This window comes from Yersinia sp. 2466 StPb PI, from assembly GCF_041538325.1.
Lineage (GTDB): Bacteria > Pseudomonadota > Gammaproteobacteria > Enterobacterales > Enterobacteriaceae > Yersinia > Yersinia enterocolitica_E.
The window spans coordinates 1-24,665 of sequence record NZ_JAULSL010000002.1; the positions used below are offsets into that span (position 1 = coordinate 1).

Consider the following 24,665-nt stretch of genomic DNA (forward strand, 5'->3'; position numbering starts at 1 on the left):
CCAACGATAAATCGTGGTGTGGTCAACATTAATGCCCCGTTCAGCCAGCATTTTCTGGAGTTCGCGGTAGCTGATACCGTATTTACAATACCAGCGAACAGCCAAGAGGATGATTTCACTCTGAAAATGCCGACCTTTAAATGGGGTCATACGCTCCCCTTCAGCCGAAATGGCGCTTTAGCTTATCATCACCAGATTTTTGCAACAGTGCCCCTTTATTTTTACTGAAGAGCAGACAAGAAACCGTAAACACCGGCGTTGACATGCCGAGGAAGCCCTATAGTACAATAATTTTCGATATCCAAAGTGGCCCCAATTAGCACAATGCCTTTGAGAAACAGACTGCCTCATCTCTGCCTATATATGGGCCATAATTCTCAATACGGACATACCCATTTTTCTCGTAAAAATTTATGGCCCGATGGTTGATATGCCGGGTTTCCAGCCTCAGCTCGAGATACCCCATTTCTTTTGCGGAGGTTTCCAGAAAAGTGAGTAAAGCGTTACCAACGCCTGTCACACTTCGGTCTGAAAACATTCTTTTAAGCTCGGCTATATTATGCGTTAATGGCCGGATAGCGCCGCATCCTATCGCATCGCCTTCGGCATTCTTTGCCAATACCCATAACGCTTTGTCACCATTCATTGCATCAACAGTGAAATTGCTTTTGCCGTTATCACCAGTAATAGCGGCAAGTTCTGCTGATAGCATTTCGATTAAGCGATGGGACTCTGAAGAAAATGGATCTGATTTATCTAAAGTTATCATGGTTATATCCTATAAAGAGATTATGACCAGCATAAAGTATCCTGCCTGGAAAAGCATCATCCCGAAACGGATGATGGGACAACTCGGATTCCTGGCTATTCCGAGGATGCTATGTCCGTTTTTCGCTATGAGTTCAACGGGTCGATTCAAAGCTATCCTTAAAGAAGGGGGACGTTGCCATGAAACGAAGAACGCGCATTTACTACACGCCAGAACAGAAAGCGATTATCTGGGACAGGTATAAGCAAGGTGATTCTTTACATGACATCGCCAGAATGTTCGACATATATCACTCTTCTGTTATGCCCACTATTCACCAAACTGCTGGGTATCGCCCTCCTGTCAGAAAGCGGCATCGGTTAGCTCTTTCACTTGATGAAAGAGAGAGAATATCCAGGGGGCTGGTAGCAAAAATTAGCATCAGGGACATCGCTGACAAATTATCAAGAGCTCCTTCAACTATTAGCCGCGAGATCAAAAGGCATGGAAGTGCAAAACATTACCGAGCTGCAAAAGCTGATAAGGACGCGTGGGACAGTGCCCTGAGGCCAAAACCTTGCAAGCTAATTGAATGCCCCGCATTGTGTAAAATCATTGCAGAGAAGAGGTATCAGGACTGGTCGCCGGTTGGCTTAAATGGATGTAGTAGACGGCGATAGCGCACACTTTTTGTCATGCCTAGTGGTAGAACTGTTTAGCGGGGAGGAAGAATAAGGAAATGAGCCCTGTCACGTTCACAGCGGAAATACGAAAAAACTGAGCTGTCTGTTTTTTAGGTGGCCAACAGATAAAATTGTTCCGCAAGTAATAAACGGGCTCCAGAGGGATGATAATATTGCCCTTTGCGTATCTGTGGACTAACTCAATGCCGGTCAATATCGTCAGCGCCAGGCAGAATGATTTGAATCCCGAAATTGTCCGTATCTGTCGTTTGATATTCTCATGGCTCTGCTCTATCAGATTGATCAGGTATTTACTCTCCCTGATGGTAATCGTTTATTCTTTGTCGGCGTTAAGTATGGTCATCACTGCCGGGTTGATACCACTGATATCCATAGTACCCCTCTCAGGTTCGCGGTGATACCGAATGGCTTTGCGAAAGAAATACAACGCGGATGCACGTCTTGATTAGCGGTCAGCAGAAAGCCGAAGGTCTGGCCTACAATATCCACAGCATGGCACAGATATTTCCATTATATTTGATTTTTATGAAGGTTGTATTCGCCATCGCCGATCCAGAGTAAGTTTATGTCGGCGAAATGTTTTATCTAGCAAAGGCACCAAGTGGATGATCTATCGGTGAAACGAGGAAAAAACCAAAAAGTTCGCCAAAAGTATTTCATCTATTGTAGTAGAGTAACCGCACTGAAACCCTGGCGATTTCAGGCTGAAATCGCCACTGAATTGATAGAATTATTGTGATAAATGTTTCTTCATTGTGTGCAAAATAAGTCGGTCAAGTTCTACCTGCAACTCTTTTGGCAAACGGCTAAACTCATAGCTAAAAGCGCGCCCCTTTATACGTTTTCGAGCGTATTTATCTTTTTCTTCAAAGTCCCATAATTTTTCAACAACAGCAGTAGCCTGTTTTCCAGGTTTAGCTAAAACCCCGTCTAAAACAAGTCGGAACGATTTTATTATTTCATTTTTCAGTTCATCAGAGACTAACTCATTGGCATTAGAAATTGTTTTTATTTGCTTCCTAACTGAATCAACAAATGTCTCTGGTTCGAGACAACGCAGCCGTAATTGTTCATCAATATCGAGCAAAAATTTATAATCTGGATAGGTTAGTTCATATTGAATAGGGAAGAGCTCTAACATCATCTCTGGTACCGATGCGGCCTGAATAGCTCTAGTCACTTTCGCGGGCGATAAGTGTTCCGATTGGGCTATATCTTTCTGGTTCATGCCTGAATCGCGGAGAAGTAAAAGCCTTAATCCAATCTCACGTAAATTATGTTCTTTTGCGGTTTGAATATCAGCGGCGAGTTTTCTCGCATCTTCTATATCAATATCGTCCTGAGTAACCAGAACATTGAGGTCGACGTGACAAATCAATGCGGCTGCCCTGCGACGCGAGCCATCGAGGATTTCAATCTTTCCGGCAATCATACGTCCAATTGCAGGGAAAAATTGCTGGAGTCGAATTGTCCTTATAATGTCCTGAAGTGATTCTTCCGTGACACCCGCTGGATCTCTACCATTTGTTGCTAGAGATACAAATGAACGTTCAGCAATATCTTTTGCAGGAATGGTTTCAAAAATGAAGACGGCTTTTCTCCCTGACGCAAGAGTAAAAATCTGACGATAATTATCAGTTGATGCATTGGACAAAGGGGAAGCACTAAATGTCCGGCCGATGGTTGGGCGTTTTTTTGTCATGGATTACCTCAGTTCACCCGAATAAATTCGATGCGATCGAATACAGCTTTAGCAAAATCTTCAGCAGCAGCACGAGCATTTTTTAATGCCTCACAGCTACCAACATAAGTAGAGGGATTAGCGGAAATAACAGTATCAAAAGACTCACCACATCGTTCAAAACCATCAAGGCGGGGTAGGGCAACATCTAACATATCGCCACCAAATATCTCCTTAGCCAGACTATGACAAAGTTTGTGATCAGGCTTGTTCTGCAATTTGGACATAAATCCTATATTGCCCTGAAGAGGATACTTAGCGCCTGATTTTTCAATCATCTCAATAAGTTCCGGAAGACGAGTAAGATACTTTAAAGTCGAGTGAAAATCGACTTGGGCAGGGGGGATTGGTGTCATAAGTAGGTTCGACGCTGCAATGGCATTACTTAGGAAGGCATCGAGATGTGGGCCGCTATCAATAAAGATAAAATCATAATCTTTGTTGAGTTTATCAATGATGTTTTCTTTAAGAACGGTATAGATATTCTGACCAGGTAGATGTTCGGTACACAGTTCTTTCCATTGAGATGCAATAAATGCATCTTCAATAGATGCAGGGATAACATCAACACCAGGCACAATAGAAGAAATCACAAATTCAGATAGAAGTTCTTCGCGAGTGGTATTTTGTAGCATTGCTTGAGCAGATGTAGTATCTACAGCGCCAATAGAACGAGAGTGATTAAGAAACATCGTGGCTGAAGACTGAGGATCAAGGTCGATAACCAGAATTCTTAAATCTTCATAAAGTAAGTGAGGGTGGGCACGTAATCCATGAGCAAGCGAAACTGAACTTACTGTTTTTGATACACCACCTTTCAGATTACCCACAAAAATAGTGAAAGCTTCATCGTGTCGATCACGATATTTAGGAACGCCACGATGATGATAAATATCTATAATATTTTGCAGTGACATCGCATACTTTATAGAGGTTCCAGCCGGCTTCTTCAAAAACATGTAGCCTTGCTCTTCCATTTCACTGACAGCATAGTCAACACTTGCACGTGTCAATTTAGGTAATTTGGCAACTGCAGCTTTAGCATAAGTCTGGAAATAAGTAGTTTCTTCAAGTTCCTCCTTTTGTTCCTTGATCTGTTTGGTCAGGAGACCAAGCATGCGTTCGGAACGCTCGGCCACTCTATATATTTGTTTAGTATTTTCCGACATAAAATGCCTCAATATGTAACATTTTAGAATTTAAACAATAATGCTACACATAGACAATAATGTAAATCATTTACCAAAAAACAAACTTAATTTTATTTTTAATTGCAGATTCACATATAAGAATGAGAATCTGTGCAGGAATATCGATCACGCTACGCGAAATTTGAGAGTTAAAAGGTCGTTACATTTTAATATAGATCTCGCCTAGAATGATTTTGATATACGTTTATGAAGCTGGCGATATGGTTTGGTTTTGGGTCATGAGTAGGTAGGGCATCGTTCAATCCTTGTATTTAGGCTGGAGTTCTATCGCCGGGGAATGTGACGACTTACGTTCTGTGATTGATTAAGCATACGAATTACAGTGATAGAAGGCTCGGATGGAACGAAAAAAATTACCTGCTTTTCAATAGGAAGTTAAAAATATTTTCACCTAACTTAATGTGCCAGTTAGTTTTTTAATTCAAATTCAAATTCAAAGTAGCAATACAAAAAAATACATGAATTTCATCCTAGCCGTGCAACGCAATCACGTATCCACTACTACCAAATTCAATGACTAGCTCTTGATATTCCAGCAGCAGGTGTTCCTGCTCAATACTCGGCAATACGGTCTGCCCATTGAAAGGAGTGAATCCCAGCATCGGGCGTATCCGACGTTTGATATTGAGGAAATCTTTCTCTACAAGGTAGTTCAGGTAGGGGTCAGTTTGGATATCGGAAATTTTTGTACGTTTAGAGCATTATTTTACCAACGTTGGTGAGTAATTTATTGATCTTGCGTCAGCGGTTATCGCATTTAAATTATCGCGCATTCTGTATCGCATTTAGGTTATCTCATTGGCTAAAAATGCTAGCCAAGCAGGCTATAGCGCAGGATTACACCCTATTGCGATAACACCACCTGTTCAAAAACAGGCCTACCGTACAATAATTCTCGATCTCCAAACTGCCCCTAGGTACTTACATCGTTTCCTCATCGGGTTTATCGGCATTGAGCGTGGCCAAAGAAGCGGTGTTAGCACCACTTTTATCTATAGTGACCCTCTCGGGTTCGCCGTGATAACGAATAGCCTTGTGAAAGAAGCGCAATGCAACTGCAGCATCCCGTTTGGCGGCCTGCAAAAAGTCGATAGTTTGCCTGCGGTATCGGCCGCGCTGTACAGATAGCGCCACTGGCCTTTGATTTTGAGGTAGGTTTCATCCATTCGCACCCGCGGACCAACTATCTCATTGCTCATCTGAACGCATTAACGCCATCGAAGCACTGACTTTATGCGCATAGCGCATGTAAAGCGGTGCTCTGGAGAAACATGTTTCATAGAAGTTAATCCGCTGAAACCCGGCGTAAGCCGGTAGAGGATCATCAAAGATCCTAATACTCCCTTTGGCCTGCTAAGCCTTGCGGACTGATTGTCAATGAAGGAGTGATATAAGCCCTTTTAACCCCGTTAGCGCGGCATAGCCGCGATGTACCGGGGCCTTAGTGCGGACAGCTTGCTGGCAGCGCTTAGGGGGCTGTAAGTCAGGATTTACAGATATCTCTTGAAGAAGGTTTTAAAGTTTAACTAGGATTTGTTTTTGGACATTATTGTTAAGGTGCATATGGTGATATTGAAGTTGTAGCGTTATATTGCCCGAAGGCGTAGCCGTAGGGAGGCAGTATAAAAGCGAAGCGAATAAGAGAGAAGCATCCGGCTTTGCCGGATAGCGACATCCTTATTGTATTTTCCTCGCCTGAGTAGCGACTTATGCACATATACACTGCTTATTTTTAATAGATCTTTTTAAGATCCTTTTTAAACCTTTTTAGAGTACTCCGGGGCTTTATATTACGGGGCTCTCAGTGGAACCTGCGTGACAAATCACCCTCATTCCGTGACAAATCACCCTCAATATAGGGTTAAACAGTGACAATTTGCCCTGAGCAGCGTGACAAATTGCCCTGACGAATAGACTTTATTCACAGGAATTGACAGAGACTCAGACCCGTGACAACATCCAGAGATGTCACAGTTATCACAGAGATAAAGATGGGTATAGTGCCTGAATTAAAAAATAAGCCCCGTAAAGTTGGCCAACGTATCGTTCAATCCAATGAATTGACAGAAGCCGCATACAGCCTGTCTCGAGACCAGAAACGTATGCTTTATCTCTTTGTTGACCAGATCCGAAAAGTGGACAGTGTCCAAGGAATTGATCAGCATAACGGCATCTGTGAAATTGCCGTGTCAAAATACGCCGAGATATTCAATTTAACATCAGCGGAAGCCAGCAAAGATATTCGTAATGCATTGAAAAACTTTGTCGGAAAAGAGGTCACGTTCTATAGACCTGAGGAGGATTTTGGGGATGAAAAAGGCTATGAGTCCTATCCATGGTTTATTAAGCGTGCGCACAGTCCGGCTCGCGGCGTTTACAGCGTACATTTAAACCCTTATCTCATTCCCTTCTTTATCGGTTTACAAAATCGATTTACGCAGTTTCGTCTCGGTGAAACGAAAGAGATCACCAGCCCCTATGCCATGCGACTCTATGAGTCATTATGCCAATACAGAAGAAGTGATGGGACCGGGGTCGCTATTCTGGGGGTGAAATGGATGATTGAACGCTATCAATTGCCACAGAGCTATACGCGAATGCCTGATTTCAGGCGCAGATTCCTCAATCCAATTGTCGAAGAGATCAATAAACGAACGCCAATAAGTCTTGATTATATTGAAAAAAAATCAGGTCGTATGACGACTCACATCGTATTTTCCTACACTGAAGTGTGACAAATAACCCTCCATGTGTACGTCGTCAGGTTTTTTTTCCCATGAAAGACCAGCACATATCGCAATTATCTAACATAGCTCCCCAGAGTGAGGGTAATATGTCACAGTCATCCAGAAATCCTGATTGCTCAAGGCAATATGTCACACACCGTTCAATATATTGAGGGTAGATTGTCACACTATTAGCCCAATTCAAGGTTCGAAAAACACTCCAAGAAAAAAAATCTTATAAACTATTAACACCCAAAATTTCATACTTCATATTTATTATTTTATCACTCCATTTTAAAATACGCGTCTATGGCTTCGCGAACCAACGCACTGACATTTTTAGGCGCGACTCCCGCACGCTTATTGGCCAGAGCCCTATCTTCAAGCTCACGCAGCAAGCCTTCAGGTAACGATATAGTGGTTCTGGTTAGCGCTTCAGGCTGTAAGGACGGTTTTTTCTCTTCACCGTAAGGTCTGTCAGCCAACCGGTTCGCCAGTGCTTCGGCGTCAGCTTCAGTCACTTCTTTACGCAACTGGGGCTTTTTAAGTGCCATCAGAAAACCTCCTGTAACAAAGCCAAAACTTCCGCTTTCGCATTCTCATTGTCGGCTTCCAGTACTGAGCGTCCATCGGACATCACATCACGATAAATTTTTCGGTAGCACCCGACACTACTCAGAGGAACCAGCCCATCGAACTCTTTCACATACTCAAGAAACTCATTGCGTTCCGTACCCCGTATCAAGGGATTAGTTGTCGCCATCGTCTGATAACACCAAGCTTTTAATTCGGGATTCAAATCTCGCATACTCTCCAGCTGCTGCTGAAGTTCCATCAACGTATCCAGATCCAACTGGGAACACTGATGAGGCGCAATGATTTGATGGGCAACGGTACCGCCGGTGATCAGTTCCCGACTGTTACGACCAGCGACATCGACAATAACCTGACCAAACCGGCTCTCCAGACTTTTTAGCGTCTGGGAGATATTGTCACGTTTCTCAATCAAGGTGATGGCCGGTATAAGTCCCGATAGCTCCCGTTCGGCATACCAGCGAGAGGCGGAGCGCTGAACATCTGCATCAACCAGACAAACGTCCTCCCCGCGCAGTGCCAGGCCAATGGCGATATTGATGGCAGTCGTGGTCTTGGCCGCGCCACCTTTGTTACATCCGACAATCGTGATCATCGTCCACCCTCAGTTTAGGTCAATTATCCGTATTACATCATAAGTATGAATTGTTATCTATAATCTATTAAGTATTAAGTATTAAGTATTAAGTATTAAGTATTAAGTATTAAGTATTAAGTATAATGCTACTATTAATCAATAAGTAACTATTTTTTATTTCACAATTTCCTTGCGAACATCGATGGGGACAGGCCTGAATTCACCATCACTGCTCATGGGAATAGCACAGATCAGCCGTCGTGCATCATCCGCATTCATACTGAACTTCACACCAAACTGCTGGCCTACCTCAAGGGTAAATACTTTGGTATACACTTCGGTACTCTTCAATTCTTTATGACCCATAAAAGCCTGGACCACTTTCAAGGGTACACTGTGCTGGATCAGGTGCATGGCATAGCTGTGCCGAAAAGTTTTGGTGGTCACCGGATTCACCCGAAACACAATCCCGCCACGTTGAGCACTGTCCACCGCGCGGGTCAGCCAGTTACGTGCCGTGTCATCGGTGATCGGCCACAACGGTTCATGCCGTTTCGGTTTGAATGTGGCCAGATATTCTCGTAAGCGCAGCGTATAGGTTTGGTCTGATAAGGGGATTGCTCTATCAAATCCCTGAATTTGCTCTACTTTCGTGGGCCGTCCCGGTTTACGCCGGCGCTGCTTGAGTGTCCGCAGCACAATAAAAGGGCGGCCTCCTTCCAGCTCAATGTCGGCTGGGGTGATAGACAGGGCTTCATTAATCCGGGCCCCGGTATTCCACAGCGTTTCCATCAGCAACCGTTGATGCAAGTCAACAAAATACCCGAGCAGCACCGCCACTTCGGGTGCCAACAGGTATGCCGGCGTGCCAAGATTGGCCCGGAGCGCCATATTGCGCAGTTCGGCCGCGCCCTGCCAGTCAAAATAGTTGCCGATCGCGCTACGCGAAAAGTTTTCCGGTTCGTGGGGGATAAGGCTCAAGTTTTCAATCTCCGCGATCGTTTGGCTAATGACCTGTCATGTGACAACGCGCCCTCGATTTTGCTAAGTGTCATCACCATTGTGCCGTAAAAGTCACGTGCAGCCGAGCGCAATAATTCCCTGATCGGATCCGGGATCATTCGGGTATTTTTCTATAATGGATTAAATACCGAGTAAAGAAAACAAAAAAAGGGTCGCGACAGACGCCCGTCATGCCGTGACCCTGTGCCTCTTGGCACCTCATAGTGTATGAATATGAGATTAAAAACACAAGATATAGTCTTACACACAGAAAAGGGGATAACTTAGGGAGGATTCGGGGCTTTAACGCAAAAACCGAAAGGATCTTAATCGGTACTCATTGAGCCAGAACGTCACCAGAAGGTGAGAGTTACCACATGGACTTCCAAAGGAAGCGAGAATAGTGGAAGAGGATTGAGAAATAGAAAATTCTTTCATTGATCAAAAAACGCATAACACGTCAACATTACAGAGCACCAAATAAATATCAGGAAAAACCCTATCAATCCATCAACCAAACAGATCCGCATGACTGCCAACACGATACAATTTCAATTCAGTTGCCGTTTGTTGGTAAACTAATAATAATTTTGGCGCACCATGACACTCTAAATACCCGATATAATTTCCCACTGGTAGACAGATCCATTCCCAAAGCCTGAGTATTGGCTTTGGCTGCAGCCTTAATATTAGCATCAACGCGGGCTCGAATAACAGAAGCGCTCATTTCATCTCCCCTTAAGGAGTTTATAACTTGACCACATTGTAGCTATAATAATGTAGCTACATATCAAGTAGGGCAATACATAATATTGGTGTTTCAGTTCGTTACCTCAAAAACCGAAAAGGATCCCAAATGAAAATAAAGGAAAAGAAAGACGGGAATTAATAAGAAGGCGTTCTTAAATCTCTAGGATCAAGAAATCAATCGCGGCAACCAGCTCGTCACGCAACCGACGTACATCCTTAACCTGATTATCTGAATTCAGGCTTTTAACATCTATTGTAGTCAGTAAACTTGTCATTATTACATAATCTATCTTATCTACTGTTAAGATAGGAGACAGCACCTTTACTTATGAGTTTACCGGTTGCTTACAGGCCAAAGGAATGACCAGTCGGGCACTAAGATGGTATATAAAATCTGTCTGAACATCAATGGAATAGAGGTATTTTTGTTTGTTCCTGACCGTGTTTTTGTAAACAAAAAATAGTACAGGGTAACTTAGGGGCTATAATCAGGCCCCAGAGAGTGGCCGAATAAAGTTTCATAAAATGGTTAATGATAATTAATTACTCCAGAAGTCAAAAAATTATTAGGGGACAAAATAACATGATTATTAATGAAAACTGTTTTTATATTTATTATTTAGATTTTCGTTACCGCTATTTTGATAATTTTCAAACTAACCACCCGCTCAATTTTATAAAATGTCGACTATTAAAGAATGTAATTTGTTATAATAAATAAGCTCACGGCGCATGGTATGCGCCATGAAATTTACAGGTAAAGTGAAAGAGAACATTATAGTGTAATGCCCTTTTCGCTGAAAGCTCATAGATCATGATATAGGTCCATTATCATATATAGATATTGGCTTATCAACATTATCGGGCGAAATATACACAGCCCTGTTTGAAAAAAGGTTATTACCTGAACCAGATGCCAGTGCCAAAAAACTTCCCGACCCAAGCCATTCATAGCTTATAGGATATCCAGCAGTACAAATGTTATTAATAAAAGCGGATCTTTCACATATATACCAAGCTGATGCAAAAGAGAATGTGAATGAATATACGTGGCCCTGAGTAATAAAAAATGGACTTAAAATACGATCAATCCCCCTCCAACCGAAAGGAATGGTAGGATAAGGGGTTATACTGCCTAAAAACAACGGGTAGTTAACAATCGAAAAGGTAATGATTGCTTCGGCATACACTGTTCGATCATCGCTGACCTCGGCTCTGGCTACGAACTCGCCTGGCGAGCTACTCTTGTAATAGATGATCGCATCACCATTATTATCGGTGCGTCTAGCGTAGGGTGCTGAGATTGGGTCGATAGGATATATTCTTAAATTCCCTTCGATAGGATTGCCGTTATATGTCAGGTGGAACAGTACGGAGTTTTCAAAATTGGGATCGGCAAAGGCATCATTAACAAATATTCGAGCCGTTAAAACATAACCCGGCGTTATTACGGGGACAAACTCCAGCAAAATAGATTCTTCAACCGTGGGATCCTCATCCAGCCGAGCAGTCAGAATCACTTGCTGCGGTTGGCGATTCGTCAAACCCACATCAACGAGGCCGTTAAAATTGGTTTTAGCGTTAGTAATGGTAAGCAATGCACTTTCGGTAACATAAAAATTGACCTTTTTATCATACACCGATTGATTGGAGAGACTGACCAGTTTGAACTGAGCAGCATTTAAATCAATTCCATCTGCGAATGAAAAATTGTCTAATACCTGAACTTGCAATTGATAGTCATTTGCTACAGCTGGGTCAGAAAAAGCGGACTGACTGAAAGCGGTATGCCGTGCAAATTGGCCAGTTATGATGATGGTTTCATTGCAGGTATCGGTAAAATATACCATGGCTTCACCGCAATTATCGGTAATAACTGACATCTGTTGGCTACCATCACTGAAACGGGCATTACCGGACAGCGTAAAACAAATGGGGCGGCCCGACAGTGGCTTGCCCTTCTTTGTCAGTGTGGCAATGCCGGTATTATGACATTGACCGTTTGCAGGGGCGCCAGACGATGAATTTATTACTAGGCAAATACCATCGGTTTTAGGATATTCAGTAATATTATTACGAAGCATAACAACCTCCTGATAACTAACGATTCCTATAAAAACCTAACCATTTAAAAAATAATATATTTTAATGACCTACGGCAGACATTCAAACCCATCAGGTAATAAATCATGGTTGTGGGCCTAGATCTGTAACTGTAACTTCTAATTGTCTCAGTACGGGGTATATATTATATACTCTTGAATACCTATTTTCACCGAGTCCAGAATAAAGAGCTTTAACTCGGTAAAGTGCTGAAATGTGTTCGTAGCTTTCAGTAAAACCAGATGTACAGCCTTGATTAGGGACCCAGACTGAATTTACAGGGCACTCCATTGGATAATAAGAACTACTTATTCCGTTACTGTAAATATGATTTTGTGTAATATAAAATCTGCCTAAAATATCGCTAATACTTAAAACCCCAGATGAAGGTAAAACTATGTTAAAAGTGCCAAGTTCCAAAGGATAAACTACCTCTGCAAAATAAATACTTTGTTCAGCGTATACCCTATTGTCTTCGGCCAGCGCTGCTCTAACCATAAAGTTCCCTGGTGCTGTACTGGTGAAATAAGCGGTATAAGTACCGTCCTCTGCTGTTGTTACAGTGATGGAGTTATTATTAATATCAGATATTCTTAAATTACCCGAAATTCCAACGCCAAGCTGCGTTAAGGTAAAACGCACATAGTTACCTCGATTAGGGTCGTTTAACGCATCCGTAGTTAACGGAGTCGCCGTTATCACATAATCTGATTCTACCGCGCGCTCAAATGTCAGATTGACATATTGATTCACCATCGGGTCTCCATCTAAAACTGCAGACAATCTCACCTCCTCCGGTTCCAAATTCGTCAAACCGACATCCACTAAACCATTGTAATTAGTACGGCCGCTAGTATTGATGAGCTGTGCGCTTTTGGTAACGGAAAAAATGACATTTTTATTATATACTGAGATATTTGAGGGGCTCACCAACCTAAACTGGGCTGCATTGGCGCTCTTTCCATCGGCAGCTGAAAAATCAACCACCACTCTAACCTGCAGCTGAAAATCAGTCGCTGACGGCAAAGCAGAGAAGTCGGCCTGACTGAAAGCCCTGTGATGTGCAAATTGGCCAGTTATGGTGATGGTTTCATTGCAGGTATCGGTAAAACATACCATGGCTTCACCGCAATTATCGGTAATAACTGACATCTGTTGGCTACCATCATTGAAACGGGCATTACCGGACAGCGTAAAACAAATGGGGCGGCCAGGCAGTGGCCTGCCCTTATCTGTCAGTGTGGCAATGGCGGAGTTAGTGTCTATACCATTTGCAATAGCGCCTGATGAGGATTTAATCGTAAGTTGAACAGCATCTGGGCAAGGATAGTTATCACTCTTGTTATTATGCATATAATCCTCCTATAGATTTCACTGTGTTTACGGCAAAAATATTTTGAAAACATGGTTTAAGTTTAAGGTCAATTTTGATAAAAAATATTATTGAATTTTACACAATACCATCTAGCCTAATATTTAACGATTAGCCAAGATTCGAAGATCATTTAATAAAATTAAAAATTAATTAACCATATCAACATCATGATATAATTGCAGTTCATACAATTATAATAATTTACTATCTCAAATTATTTTTAAATACCGTTAAAAAGGTGGAGGTATAAAATTTATATGCCTCCATATAATCATTAGACAGTTACTAAAAATCCAAATAAGTATCGTTATCAGCATTGCCATCCGTATAGTTTGCTACGATCCTAACTTGTTGTCTCACAGGGCTCGTGACGTTAATAGTAATCTGTCCCATTAGGTTGGTGTCTATGTAGCCAGGGATTATTACTGGAATGTCGGCAGGGTTTGTGCTCACTATCTCCGGACGAAAACTCATATATCTACCAGGCTGTATGGCACCAGAAGTATTACGTAAAGTATAACGCACTGTATGGGTACCGCCAGGCGCAACGATGCCAGATGTCAATACTTGTGCAGTAATGTAATGTGTTATCACAGGAAAAAAACTAATTAAGGTGTAATTATTAACTGATGTATTACCTAACAGATAAGCGGCGATTTCAATGTCTTCCACCATACTGTTTGATATGGTCAGTACAATCTGACCATTCGTATCGGTTTGAGGCGATGAAGGGCTCAAGTTAGCAGTTGAGCTATAAGTAGAGAACGTTAGCTGTCTCGACGGTACCGGTTGATTAGTTACGTCATTCCAAAGAGTATATACGATGATATTAGATTCAGAAGGGCTTGCCTGCGCATTATCGCGCTGAACAAAGGCAATGATAGAAAGTTCATTAATATCAATGACTTCATCGAAAGTTGAATAGCTCAAAGCGTTAATATTTTCGTATTGACTACTGACGCAGACCGTTTCCGCCTGACGATCTGTAAAGGTTACCGTAGCTACACCACAGGCGTCGGTTACTGCAAAAGTCCGGTTGCTCCCATCGCAGAACAATGCGCCGCCAGAGAGAGTGAAACAAATCTGATATCCGCATAAGGGTGTGCCGCTAGTCGTTAATACGGCAGTAGCGCTGTTAGTATCGTAACCATCTGCCTTAGCATTTGATGTCGAGCTTAATGTTAGGCAAACTGGTCTACAAGGTAGTGTGGGTGCCGCGTGTTGCTCTTGCATATAATACCTCCGACGAGTAAACGACTTTTAGCCTGTAACCTTTGTTTAATTTTTTTAGCTTGCATATATAGGTTTTCGATGGAATCGATTATTTACCATCGCCATAATATTCTAAAAAAATTCTACAGTTGTACTATTCGGCGTGCCTGATCCTGATGCCAGCGTGGCTATTACCCGCACTGACTGAACATATCTATTTGTCAACGTAAGGGTAAGATAACCCTCTAGGTCAGTATCTCCATAAGGTATAGATAGAACTGCATTACCATCAGCGTTAAAAACAATTCTTACATTGGCTAGGGCCAAGTTATTTTGATCTAAGGCCCGATAACGTATTACATTCTGACTAATGCCATTGGCGGTGGCTCTGCCATTAATAACTTGCACCAATAGTCGTTGTGTAGTTATTAATTCAAGAAAAGTCACTCGTATACGAATGTAAACTAAGTTGGGCGCATCATGTAGACGAGCGGTCACGGTTACAGTTCCAGGCGACGAGCTCCTTACTTGTAAAACGGTTACACCATCATTATTTGTGGTGTCACTGGTCGGTGTCAAAGTGGCAGGCACATCAGAGGAATAATCTAATCGCCTGCCGCGTACTGGGCGATTCAATTCATCTGTTAATAAGAAATTGATGATATGTGGATTGCCACTTCCCGCCACGATATCTATTGTTAATACTTCCGCACTTAATGATAGGTTATTATCTACAGTTGGTGGGCCAAAGGTCGAACTATCATTTACAAAGTCGCTGCTAAATACTGCTCTGACTTGTACAGTTTCTACTTGTTGATTGACAAAGAAAACCGTAGCTTCACCTTGGTTATTAGTATTAACAGTTATCGTGGAACTCCTATTTAGAACAAACAGTGCCGACCCATCTACGGAAAATACTATGGGCGCACCATCAACGTAATCTTCACCTGACATGAGTACTACAGTGAAGAAATTTGTTGCAATTCCGTTGGCCTCAGCACCAGAAGTTATGGTTACAAGGTTTAAGGAATAATCAATTGCCGGAAGGTCAGCTTGGTAACGGCATGAATGCATATATCCCCCGGAGAAATGTCATATTCATTAATTAAAAATTCGTCAATAACAAATGGCTTACACGAAATAACCATATTTTGATGCTGCGTCATAATACCAAAGATGGAACCACGAAATTAGTCACAATTGATTTAGTCGTACCGGTTTGTTGCGGTAGCGTGAGCACAACTGTAGTAAGTTCGCTTACAGGACTTACCAAATCAATTGTTGCCGAATTATCTGTGTTTAATGGAAACGTCATTTCTCGTAATGTGGTGCCGTTAAAACGTGCAAAAGTGGAAGTTATCTGCGCGTGGACCAAAGTAAGGGGTGTACCCGTACCACTACCGAAGGCCTGCGTTTTTAGGTATATTGAATTAACGGTCCTGTTATTAGCAGGGGCGCCTATTGAGTAATTAACCGATTTAATATCACCGCTGCCTATTCGGTAGGGGCCCGTAAACGTGAATAACGTGATGTTATTTGCATTATTAAAATAATCATAAGCGCTCACAGAAAACGGTCCCTGTTCCTCAGAAAATACGCTAAAATCGGCCTGGCCATTATCGCCAATTGACATTTCAACATAATTTCTGCCTGAATCCCCAATTGCAATCAATCCTGGAGATGTGGTGCTAATGAAAATTTTTTGGCCTGGTTGCCCTGTCACGACCCCACGATTAAATGGCTTGACATTAATGGCAGCTAAATCGTGGTTTGATGCATTTCTCGTTACGACCATCTGCAATTGATCACTTGGAATGGTCGAACCGGGAGTGATTTGAAGAGTAACAATCTCCGAAAATGAAGTGGGATTTCTAAAGTCATCAATAGTGTAATAAACTTCGTAATTACCTATTGTTACATAACGTTGATCCACAAGGAATTCAACAGGGTTAAATTCATAATCATCGCCTAAAACTTGGTAGGCAAAATTTACCCCATTCCACCAAAGATTAACTTCATCTCCTGGGCCCTCTCCTTGGCGTATCGGGATTCTGATTCTAACTCCCCCATTCACTGAGACGCTAAGTATGGGTATAATATTAGGTATTGTTCCCGCTTGTGGAAAAATAGGGGGTAAAAGCGCCATATTAGCTCCTGTAATCGACCACAATTTAAATATCATATCATCATGGTTTGAGTCATTAATGAAATATTAAGGCTTGTTCCAGTAGAATCAAGTCTAACTTTTAGCATTAAACTACTAAAAATAGTGATTTCATATTTCATTAAATATTTTTTCGCTTTGCTTAATTAAACATTTTTTTAGAGTAAAAAATAAATCAGGTGTTTGAAAATAATTATAAATAATCTTTACGCAACGATTGAATACATTAATAGGTTTTGTTGAATAATCGAACTTTTTACCGCCATTATGATCTGATCATTCTCTTTCTGACAAAACAGCTACGTACCGTGGCAAAGCAAAAGTTCAAAATCACTAACTGGAAGGCTTACAACAAGGCCCTTATCACCTAGGGATACGCACTTTTGTGTTGATGAAACAGAACTTCACGCCAGGGGCTACGAGGTAACACCTCCTATTAGTGGTCGCCAACAACATTATTCCGATATGACCATTACCACCGTATTGATGCTGAAACGTATTTTCGGTCTGATACTTCGGGCCCTCCAAGGCTTCGTCGACGCCATTTTCACCCTGATGAAAGTGCCATTGAACTGTCCTGGTTACACATTCGTCAGCAAACGGGAAAAGTCCGTGAATGTCCCGTTTAAAACGCCAACGCAAGGTGAAATAGTGCACCTCGTTATCGACTCCACGAGGCTCAAGGTCTTTAGTGAAGGGGAGTGGAAAGTGAAATAACACGGTCAGGAAAAACGGAGTATCTGGCGAAAACTGCATTTGGCGATAGACGTACAAACATATGAAGTTATCTGCGCTGACCTGTCATTGAGCAATATCACCGATACGGAAACCTTTCCATGCCTCATTTCGGCAGACGCATCGTAAAATCAAGGTCGCATCAGCGTATGGATCTTACGATACGCGTATGTGTCGCGATAAATTAATACGAAATAAAATCAATGTGTTAACGCCCCCTCCTGAAGCTGAGCTCATTATTGGCCCGCAGACTACGCAGACCGAAATAAAACAGTGGCGAACCAGCGTTTTACCGGGGACAACACACGGTGGAAAAGCATGACGGGTGAGCACAGACGTTCGGTAGCGGAAACGGCAATATGTACAGGGTAAAACAGCTGTTGGGTGGTCACCTGACCTTGCGTGATTATAATGCGCATTCAGGGGACTATTTTTCCCCAATCTGATTTATTCAACAAAGCCGGTTACACATCTCTATTTTGATGATCTATTACATATTTTATAAAAAAATCATTTCAGTCATTAAGCGAAAGAATAAATATATCAATCAGTTAAATTTTTCACTTGGTGATTTGACATGAAGTAGTTAAATAAACCCAGAAAAACAATAGGTTATTATAATTACATATTTTAAGTATGGTTTATCCAGACATGCTGTAGAAGAAATACTAAACCAGAGTGAAAAACAGTAAGTACTCAAAAAGTATCGGTAATGAAAAAAATGGGGTGAGAACTAATGCAGAACCATTATAAAAAATCCAAATAAATTAATGACTTATTTAAAACACACATATTGTAGGAAATTCCCTACTCATTTTATATTTTTCGCCTATATTAATATTTATATGTATTAAGTATAAGTATAAGTATAAGTATAAGTAGAATCAGGATCTCGAATGGTTTAAAAGCAGTGATGCCATATTCTAATTTTCCCTGTGAATATTAAACCACACCTATTTATAGGTACCATTAATTATCTGGCTTATGCAATACCATAACGTATAGGTCACTGTAACCAGGATTCGTATCATGTCGGGATTTTTTGCTTTGCTTTATAGCACTATCGTGACTCTTAGATTTCTACAGCCAACTGAGGTGATGACTGATAGAATTGAGCATAGCAATGCTGCCTCAAAACCGCTGATCCTGGTAGCATGGATAGTTGTTTTGTTGCAAATTTTATTGCCGCTAAGTCTCACCTTCACTCCGGCAATAGCTGCAACTTTAGCACAATCAAATGCAATAGTTACCGAACCCGATGTGTTAGACCCATTCGCTGAGAAAATGGCATCGAAGCCTCCCTCTCCAGATGATAAAAAAAATCAAATTGAACAATTCTGGCAGCGAAATAAAGCCCCTTCGTTAGCTGATGATATCTCAAGCTTTGGCGCCAAGGTTCGGCCTAATAACACTGAGGGAGACGCCTTAGGCATGGCGCGCTCAGCCATTAACGGAAAAGTGAACGATGCGGCCAGACAATGGCTTAACCAATTTGGCACCGCGCGCCTGCAGCTTAACATCGATAACGACTTTCATCTTGACGGCAGTTCTCTTGATATGCTGCTACCACTTTATAATCAGCCGAAAAATATGCTGTTCACCCAGCTTGGCGTGCGCAACAAGGATAGCCGCAATACCCTGAATGTCGGCTTGGGCGCCAGAATCTGGCTGGGTGAGTGGATGGTTGGCATGAATTCATTTTATGACTATGACTGGACCGGTAAAAACCGTCGTATGAGCATGGGGCTTGAGGCATGGCGTGATTATCTAAAGCTCTCAGCAAATAATTATTTTCGTCTAACCGACTGGCATGAATCGCGAGATTTCGAGGACTATAATGAACGCCCAGCCAATGGCTTTGACGTACGCGCAGAAGCCTATCTGCCCGCTTACCCGCAGTTGGGCGGCAGGCTCATTTATGAGAAGTATCGCGGTAATCAAGTGGCGTTATTTGGCAAGGATAATCTGCAAAAAAATCCCTACGCCGTTACCTTAGGCATTAATTACACCCCGATTAATTTAGTGACCATCGGTGTCGACCACCGCCAAGGGAAAGGCAGTGCTAATGACACAAATATAAGCCTGCAAGTGAATTATCGCATCGGCGAAAGCTGGCAATCTCAAATTGACCCCGACGCGGTGGCGGCAAGCCGTACTCTAGCAGGCACCCGTTACGATCTTGTCGATCGCAACAACGACATCGTGCTGGAGTACCAAAAGCAGCAGGTGATAAAACTGACTCTGCCCGAACAGCTTATCGGCCTCGCGGGAGATAAAGGCAGTATCACTGCACAGATCACATCAAAATACGCTGTCGACCATGTAGAATGGGACACCTCTGCGCTGATGGCGGCGGGAGGCGAAGTGAGTCAGGTTGAGAAAAATGCCTTGGAAATTACCTTCCCGCCTTATAAAGTCAACGGCGGTGCTGCCAATATTTACGAAATAAGCGCCATTGCTTATGATGTTAAGAATAACTCATCAAATCGCGCCACTACCCGTATAGAAGTTCAGCCGTCACTGGCTATGATTACTGCCGCTAATCTGCGCTTGGAAAATAGCCCCGCAGCAGCTAACGGCATCGCCATTATTGACGTACGGGCCCTAGTTACCGACTCTAATGGCAATCCGGTGGCGGGACAAACCGTTACTTTTAGCGCCACTAATGACGCTACCATTACTACCGTTATCGGTACTACTGGTCCAGACGGCCTGGCCACCGCTAAGCTAACCAGCTTTTCCGCCGGCATCAGCGTGGTTACCGCTTCCCTGAACGGCACTCCGCGCACGGTTAACGCCACCTTTATAGCCGACAGTGCCACGGCCCGCATTGACACTCTACGGGCTATTACTAATGATGCTATTGCCAACGGCAGCTCAACAAATACCGTGGAAGCCACGATTGTCGATGCCCACGGCAATAAGCTTGCCGGCCAGCAGGTGACATTTAGCGCCACGAATGGCGCAGTCGTTACCACAGTTATTGGCACGACGGGGGAGGATGGTATTGCACGCGCCACCCTAACTAACGAGACCGCTATCATCAGCGTAGTTACTGCGCAACTGGTTAGCAACCTGACCGAGAAAGAAGTTAACGTCAACTTTATACCAGACATCGATACCGCGCGCATAACCGCTGCTGATATGAGGATAGTACGCGATAATGCATTGGCGAATAATATTGAAACTAACGAAGTGTTGGTAAGAGTTTCAGATGCCACAAATAATGACCTTATCGGTATCCCCGTTCATTTTAGCATAACCGGGGGCGCGACGTTAGACGACACGACTGCCGTTACAGGTACTGGTGGTATAGCCAGAGTGACGCTAAGAAGTACTAAAAGCGCAATAATGAATGTGGTTGCCACGCTGGATAATCGCAGTACACAGAATGTGTCCCCAACATTCGTGCCCAATCCGGCCACCGCACGAATTTTAGCGCTGCAGGTAACCAAAACCGACTCGGCCAGCAACGGCTCTGACTTTAACACTGTAGTGGCAACCGTGGTTGATCAATATGACAATAAACTTCCAGGACTGACTGTCACATTTACGTCCTCTAATCTAACGGCGGTTCTAACACCGCTAAGCGGGGGCTTAACCGATGCAGACGGAAATGCTACCGTCAATCTGACGAATTTAAATGATGGTTTGAGTCCGGTTACCGCCACGATTAACGGCAGCAGCATGACCAGAGACACTAATTTTACGTTGGATATCACCACGGCGCGTATTGTTCGCATAGCACCTGTCATCAATAATTCACCGGCCGATGGGGCCACCGCAAATACGGTCGAAGTGGAAATTCGAAACGCGCAAAATCAGTTATTGCCTAACGTTCCGGTGCACCTAACCACCGGAAATGGCGCCAGCCCGACTGCTGTAACCCTGCCAACAAATGCAGTAGGTGTGGCGACGCTAAGTTTAACCAGCGGAAACCCTGGGCCAAGCGCTATCGTTGCCACGTTGGACAATGGGGATACGGCATCAACCAGCGTAACCTTTGCCATTAACATTTTTATTGGCTCAATTAGTGTGACGCTTGATCACGGGACCTCCGACGGCAAAGAAGCCAACCAGGCAGTGGTTCATGTACATGACGCACATAATAACGGCATATCTGGCGTTAGTGTCACCTTAACTTCCCCCGGTTCAGCCGGCACCTTCCGCGATGTAACGCCTCCCGGTGCCACAACCGATACAAATGGTAATATCACCCTTGAATACACGTATACCCGCGCAGAAGCGATTAACATAACCGCTAATGTTGCCGGTGCCGCGCCGTTAAGCAACGCCGGGGGGGATTTTACCATTCCCACTATTACCCAAAATATTACGGTGGCGAACGCACTTGTCGGGGATAATGTAGAAGGGACCGCGACCATAACCACAGCGCGAGGTTTGCCCTATGCCTCTGGAAATGTAGCCATTAATCTAGAAAGATTTAATGGCGCCACGTTCATCCCTGTTCCCGGCAGCGTTACCAACCCTTCGGCTACTCAGACTGATAGTTCGGGAGAAGTTCCACTTTCCGGCACAAGTTCCATTGCTGTCCTGAACGTTTATTTTATTGTGACCATGGTTGACGTGAACGAAGGAACAAATAACCGTAATGGCATCATTGATGGAGCCCAGCTTGCTTTCTTTTAACTGACGCTAAGAGCCACTGATATAGCGGAATATATCAGTGGCCAATACGCTGTTAAAAATCTGCAATAACATATTTTATAGCCTTTTTTGATAACTGAATTCTAAAAAAAACTATTGAATCTATATGCCCTCCGATTACCATTTCCTCACCACGAACTTATCCTGACGATTCCCATTAAGGAGTTTAAATGGCCTTAAACTTAGTTGCACAAGCAATACCTTTCGCAGCTACTCAAGCTAACGCCGTAATAGTGCGGGTTATAGTGACAAATACGTTAGATGGCACTCCGGTAGAGGGCGCCACAGTATCGTTCACCACCACATCACGCTATTTCAACATCGCATCACCTAGTATACCTACGCCCCGTGCTGGCACGGTAGAAACTAATGTTAATAATGAATATTCTGCCGCACCGCCAGGCTATAATTTTTATAGAATCGTGCGCATTAGGGTTACCGCAACTCGAGGAACAGAGACAGTATCTCAAATAGTCACGATCAATTATTTCAATCCAGAGTTACGCGCGCCAATAATATACAACTTAGCTGCAGAAGAAAATCCTGGATTAAGCGACGCCATTATAAATTCACAGTCGATTGCTAGGGGAATTCTTGTTAGAGTACCTATAATAAATGTTGAGGATTTGTTATTTGTGACTGTATTTTGGGGTAACGAATATGTTGAAATACCATACGAAAATCAGACTAATATTGCTTTTAATTTGCTTGAAAAATTTAATCCTCTGGAAACACTTGTCGTGGGTACCTATAACGTATGGTACACTTTTACCGATCAGGCAGATAACGAAGTGGGATCAGTACCCATCGTCGTGCGTGTGCAGGATACTCCTTATGCAACGGCAAGCTTAATCGCCCCAAGGCTTGAGCCGGCCAGCCTGTATAATGTAATAAACAAAGAAGCGCTGAACAACCCAATTACACTTGTTGTACCTCCCCAAAGTGGCCCAGATGGCAGTTGGCTTATCAGACCTTATCTGGATATAGTAACTCTAAACGGTACTTTAATTAACACTATCACTATCACTGTCCCCTCACCCTTCATTACATTTGCAGCAGGTAAACAGATCACATTAAGTAATACGATATTTGACAATTATAATGGGGTCAGGGGTATATTCCGTTATACATTACAAGATAGTAACACTATATATAATTCAGCAACACTCCGCACTGTCATTGATGTTGTTGCACCAAGCAATTTAACCGACACTCCCGAATAAATTAAAGATGCTAAAAAAGGACATTGCATTTTTTTTGAGAGGCTTTAATACTCAAAATATAAGTCTATTTTATTATCATTCATACTCTCTAAGGAATGATCATGTCTAACCAAATTACTTTAACCAGTACGCCACAATTTCAACCGCTAGGCGAGCAAGCTGCGGATGCCAAGATAACGGCAGTTGTCATAGACGACGAGACGGGTGAACCCTGCTCGAATGTCACTGTCAGCTTCAAAACTGCAAGCCAGCATATTCATTTCAGCAAAGACAGCCAGCGTACTGATTCGGAAGGTAGAGCCACCGTGGCAGTGCATTTTTGGCAATCTGAATCAGATTATCGTCAATCTGCAATACAATGTGTCACCATCACCGCCTCTGTTAACGGTGATTATGACTTTATAAATTTGTTTTTTTACTCTAACGAGCTGCGGCCAGCTTATATAACCAACCTTGCTGAGGGCAATGTGCTTACCGGTGAATCCATCGCTAGCGGAATACAGGTTATCATCAGTCTTTCGCCTGATTCTGATCCAGGCGATATTTATCGGTTATTCTGGGGCAAGGAAACGGTGGAGCGGGCCTATGATGGGTCAAATTTCCCCTGGATAGTTAACATATCTGAGATATTCCCTTACTCATCAATTTTTTCCGAAGGCGACTATCCGGTTTATTATAAAATCATCAATAGTGCCGAGAATTCTGTCTATTCAAAACCAGTGATAGTCAAAGTCGTTATAAATCATGCAACGATACCCTGTCTGGCGCCCCCCATACTTCCTGAGAAACTCCATGGAGTTATAGACTTTAATGCCATAAGAAATGGTATAAAAGTTATTATTCCGCGAGATGATCGCGTGGAGCATATAAATGATAAATTTGATTTATTCATGTCTATCAAAACACTTTATGGAAAACCTATAAGGAATCTTATAATCAAACAAGGATATGTTACCGGCCGCCATACTGAAGCAAAAGTTGACTATAAGGACCTTGAAGGTTTCCGTAATGCTTATTGTGATTTTTATTACGAGATCTATAGCGAAAGTGATAATAGCAAGCTAAAGTCCACGGCCGCGCAATTTATTATCGACACAGTAAAGCCCAGAGGCAGTTAATTAATCTAAAAGAC

17 protein-coding genes and 6 pseudogenes are annotated in these 24,665 nt (G+C 42.8%); 6 read left to right on the forward strand and 17 right to left on the reverse strand.

Features of this window, described 5'->3' with window-relative positions; genetic code table 11:
• Positions 1–150, reverse strand: a pseudogene (locus Q2T72_RS22025) (IS6 family transposase); the annotation flags it as partial.
• A gap of 166 nt (positions 151–316) precedes the next feature.
• Complete coding sequence (locus Q2T72_RS22030; protein ID WP_372569926.1) at positions 317–769, reverse strand: GNAT family N-acetyltransferase; 453 nt, start codon at positions 767–769, stop codon at positions 317–319.
• 179 nt (positions 770–948) lie between these two features.
• Between Q2T72_RS22030 and Q2T72_RS22035 the strand changes: the two are divergent.
• Positions 949–1,422: pseudogene (locus Q2T72_RS22035) on the forward strand (transposase); the annotation flags it as partial.
• A 119-nt stretch (positions 1,423–1,541) separates the two neighbouring features.
• On the opposite strand, the pseudogene Q2T72_RS22040 reads toward Q2T72_RS22035, so the two are convergent.
• From Q2T72_RS22040 to Q2T72_RS22060, 5 genes and pseudogenes are all read right to left on the reverse strand, one after another.
• A pseudogene (locus tag Q2T72_RS22040) lies at positions 1,542–2,062 on the reverse strand (DDE-type integrase/transposase/recombinase); the annotation flags it as partial.
• Between the two features lie 120 nt (positions 2,063–2,182).
• Complete coding sequence (locus tag Q2T72_RS22045) at positions 2,183–3,154, reverse strand: ParB family protein (protein WP_372569927.1); 972 nt, start codon at positions 3,152–3,154, stop codon at positions 2,183–2,185.
• 8 nt (positions 3,155–3,162) lie between these two features.
• A complete protein-coding gene (locus tag Q2T72_RS22050) occupies positions 3,163–4,362 on the reverse strand; it encodes an AAA family ATPase (protein ID WP_372569928.1) in 1,200 nt (399 codons plus the stop codon).
• 512 nt (positions 4,363–4,874) lie between these two features.
• Positions 4,875–5,006 (reverse strand): hypothetical protein, encoded by a 132-nt coding sequence (locus Q2T72_RS22055; protein WP_372569929.1) that lies wholly within the window; start codon positions 5,004–5,006, stop codon positions 4,875–4,877.
• A 322-nt stretch (positions 5,007–5,328) separates the two neighbouring features.
• Positions 5,329–5,588, reverse strand: a pseudogene (locus Q2T72_RS22060) (DDE-type integrase/transposase/recombinase); the annotation flags it as partial.
• Between the two features lie 816 nt (positions 5,589–6,404).
• Between Q2T72_RS22060 and repE the strand changes: the two are divergent.
• Complete coding sequence (repE, locus tag Q2T72_RS22065; protein ID WP_372569930.1) at positions 6,405–7,139, forward strand: replication initiation protein RepE; 735 nt, start codon at positions 6,405–6,407, stop codon at positions 7,137–7,139.
• A 275-nt stretch (positions 7,140–7,414) separates the two neighbouring features.
• Here the strand turns inward: repE and Q2T72_RS22070 are convergent, their stop codons facing one another.
• The 10 genes and pseudogenes from Q2T72_RS22070 to Q2T72_RS22115 form a co-directional block, all read right to left on the reverse strand.
• Positions 7,415–7,684, reverse strand: a complete 270-nt coding sequence (locus Q2T72_RS22070; protein WP_372569931.1) for a hypothetical protein — start codon at positions 7,682–7,684, stop codon at positions 7,415–7,417.
• The gene (locus tag Q2T72_RS22075) at positions 7,684–8,319 is read right to left on the reverse strand and encodes an AAA family ATPase (RefSeq protein WP_372569932.1); all 636 of its coding nucleotides are present in this window, start codon (positions 8,317–8,319) and stop codon (positions 7,684–7,686) included. The genes Q2T72_RS22070 and Q2T72_RS22075 overlap by 1 nt, the downstream gene beginning before the upstream one ends.
• A gap of 156 nt (positions 8,320–8,475) precedes the next feature.
• Positions 8,476–9,282 carry a tyrosine-type recombinase/integrase gene (locus tag Q2T72_RS22080; protein WP_372569933.1) on the reverse strand — a complete coding sequence of 269 codons (807 nt, stop codon included), beginning with the start codon at positions 9,280–9,282 and terminating at the stop codon, positions 8,476–8,478.
• Between the two features lie 531 nt (positions 9,283–9,813).
• Positions 9,814–9,999 carry a type II toxin-antitoxin system YafQ family toxin gene (locus Q2T72_RS22085; RefSeq protein ID WP_372569934.1) on the reverse strand — a complete coding sequence of 62 codons (186 nt, stop codon included), beginning with the start codon at positions 9,997–9,999 and terminating at the stop codon, positions 9,814–9,816.
• 206 nt (positions 10,000–10,205) lie between these two features.
• Positions 10,206–10,502, reverse strand: a pseudogene (locus Q2T72_RS22090) (CcdB family protein); the annotation flags it as partial.
• Positions 10,503–10,865: 363 nt separating this feature from the next.
• On the reverse strand, positions 10,866–12,137 hold the full coding sequence (locus Q2T72_RS22095) for an Ig-like domain-containing protein (RefSeq protein ID WP_372569935.1): 1,272 nt from the start codon (positions 12,135–12,137) through the stop codon (positions 10,866–10,868).
• Positions 12,138–12,240: 103 nt separating this feature from the next.
• Positions 12,241–13,509 carry an Ig-like domain-containing protein gene (locus Q2T72_RS22100; RefSeq protein WP_372569936.1) on the reverse strand — a complete coding sequence of 423 codons (1,269 nt, stop codon included), beginning with the start codon at positions 13,507–13,509 and terminating at the stop codon, positions 12,241–12,243.
• A gap of 307 nt (positions 13,510–13,816) precedes the next feature.
• Entirely contained in the window at positions 13,817–14,764 is a 948-nt protein-coding gene (locus tag Q2T72_RS22105) for an Ig-like domain-containing protein (protein WP_372569937.1), read from the reverse strand.
• 111 nt (positions 14,765–14,875) lie between these two features.
• On the reverse strand, positions 14,876–15,817 hold the full coding sequence (locus tag Q2T72_RS22110; protein ID WP_372569938.1) for an Ig-like domain-containing protein: 942 nt from the start codon (positions 15,815–15,817) through the stop codon (positions 14,876–14,878).
• Positions 15,818–15,905: 88 nt separating this feature from the next.
• The gene (locus Q2T72_RS22115; protein WP_372569939.1) at positions 15,906–16,889 is read right to left on the reverse strand and encodes a hypothetical protein; all 984 of its coding nucleotides are present in this window, start codon (positions 16,887–16,889) and stop codon (positions 15,906–15,908) included.
• A 326-nt stretch (positions 16,890–17,215) separates the two neighbouring features.
• Here Q2T72_RS22115 and Q2T72_RS22120 point away from each other — a divergent pair.
• From Q2T72_RS22120 to Q2T72_RS22135, 4 genes and pseudogenes are all read left to right on the forward strand, one after another.
• Positions 17,216–18,088 (forward strand): annotated as a pseudogene (locus tag Q2T72_RS22120) (IS5 family transposase).
• Positions 18,089–18,671: 583 nt separating this feature from the next.
• Positions 18,672–22,292: an inverse autotransporter beta domain-containing protein gene (locus Q2T72_RS22125; protein WP_372569940.1), complete on the forward strand. Its 3,621-nt coding sequence runs from the start codon at positions 18,672–18,674 to the stop codon at positions 22,290–22,292.
• Between the two features lie 188 nt (positions 22,293–22,480).
• Entirely contained in the window at positions 22,481–23,533 is a 1,053-nt protein-coding gene (locus Q2T72_RS22130; RefSeq protein WP_372569941.1) for a hypothetical protein, read from the forward strand.
• Positions 23,534–23,634: 101 nt separating this feature from the next.
• A complete protein-coding gene (locus Q2T72_RS22135) occupies positions 23,635–24,651 on the forward strand; it encodes a hypothetical protein (protein WP_372569942.1) in 1,017 nt (338 codons plus the stop codon).
• The last annotated feature ends 14 nt before the right edge of the window (positions 24,652–24,665 follow it).

Excerpts from the sequence above, each read along its gene's own strand:
- Q2T72_RS22075 (WP_372569932.1), bottom strand. The coding sequence starts at position 8,319 with ATGATCACGATTGTCGGATGTAACAAAGGTGGCGCGGCCAAGACCACG.
- Q2T72_RS22055 (WP_372569929.1), bottom strand. The coding sequence starts at position 5,006 with ATGCTGGGATTCACTCCTTTCAATGGGCAGACCGTATTGCCGAGTATT.
- Q2T72_RS22115 (WP_372569939.1), bottom strand. The coding sequence starts at position 16,889 with ATGGCGCTTTTACCCCCTATTTTTCCACAAGCGGGAACAATACCTAAT.
- Q2T72_RS22135 (WP_372569942.1), top strand. The coding sequence starts at position 23,635 with ATGTCTAACCAAATTACTTTAACCAGTACGCCACAATTTCAACCGCTA.
- Q2T72_RS22030 (WP_372569926.1), bottom strand. The coding sequence starts at position 769 with ATGATAACTTTAGATAAATCAGATCCATTTTCTTCAGAGTCCCATCGC.
- Q2T72_RS22095 (WP_372569935.1), bottom strand. The coding sequence starts at position 12,137 with ATGCTTCGTAATAATATTACTGAATATCCTAAAACCGATGGTATTTGC.
- Q2T72_RS22050 (WP_372569928.1), bottom strand. The coding sequence starts at position 4,362 with ATGTCGGAAAATACTAAACAAATATATAGAGTGGCCGAGCGTTCCGAA.
- Q2T72_RS22125 (WP_372569940.1), top strand. The coding sequence starts at position 18,672 with ATGTCGGGATTTTTTGCTTTGCTTTATAGCACTATCGTGACTCTTAGA.
- Q2T72_RS22070 (WP_372569931.1), bottom strand. The coding sequence starts at position 7,684 with ATGGCACTTAAAAAGCCCCAGTTGCGTAAAGAAGTGACTGAAGCTGAC.
- Q2T72_RS22110 (WP_372569938.1), bottom strand. The coding sequence starts at position 15,817 with ATGCATTCATGCCGTTACCAAGCTGACCTTCCGGCAATTGATTATTCC.
- Q2T72_RS22100 (WP_372569936.1), bottom strand. The coding sequence starts at position 13,509 with ATGCATAATAACAAGAGTGATAACTATCCTTGCCCAGATGCTGTTCAA.
- Q2T72_RS22105 (WP_372569937.1), bottom strand. The coding sequence starts at position 14,764 with ATGCAAGAGCAACACGCGGCACCCACACTACCTTGTAGACCAGTTTGC.
- Q2T72_RS22045 (WP_372569927.1), bottom strand. The coding sequence starts at position 3,154 with ATGACAAAAAAACGCCCAACCATCGGCCGGACATTTAGTGCTTCCCCT.
- Q2T72_RS22130 (WP_372569941.1), top strand. The coding sequence starts at position 22,481 with ATGGCCTTAAACTTAGTTGCACAAGCAATACCTTTCGCAGCTACTCAA.
- Q2T72_RS22085 (WP_372569934.1), bottom strand. The coding sequence starts at position 9,999 with ATGCTAATATTAAGGCTGCAGCCAAAGCCAATACTCAGGCTTTGGGAA.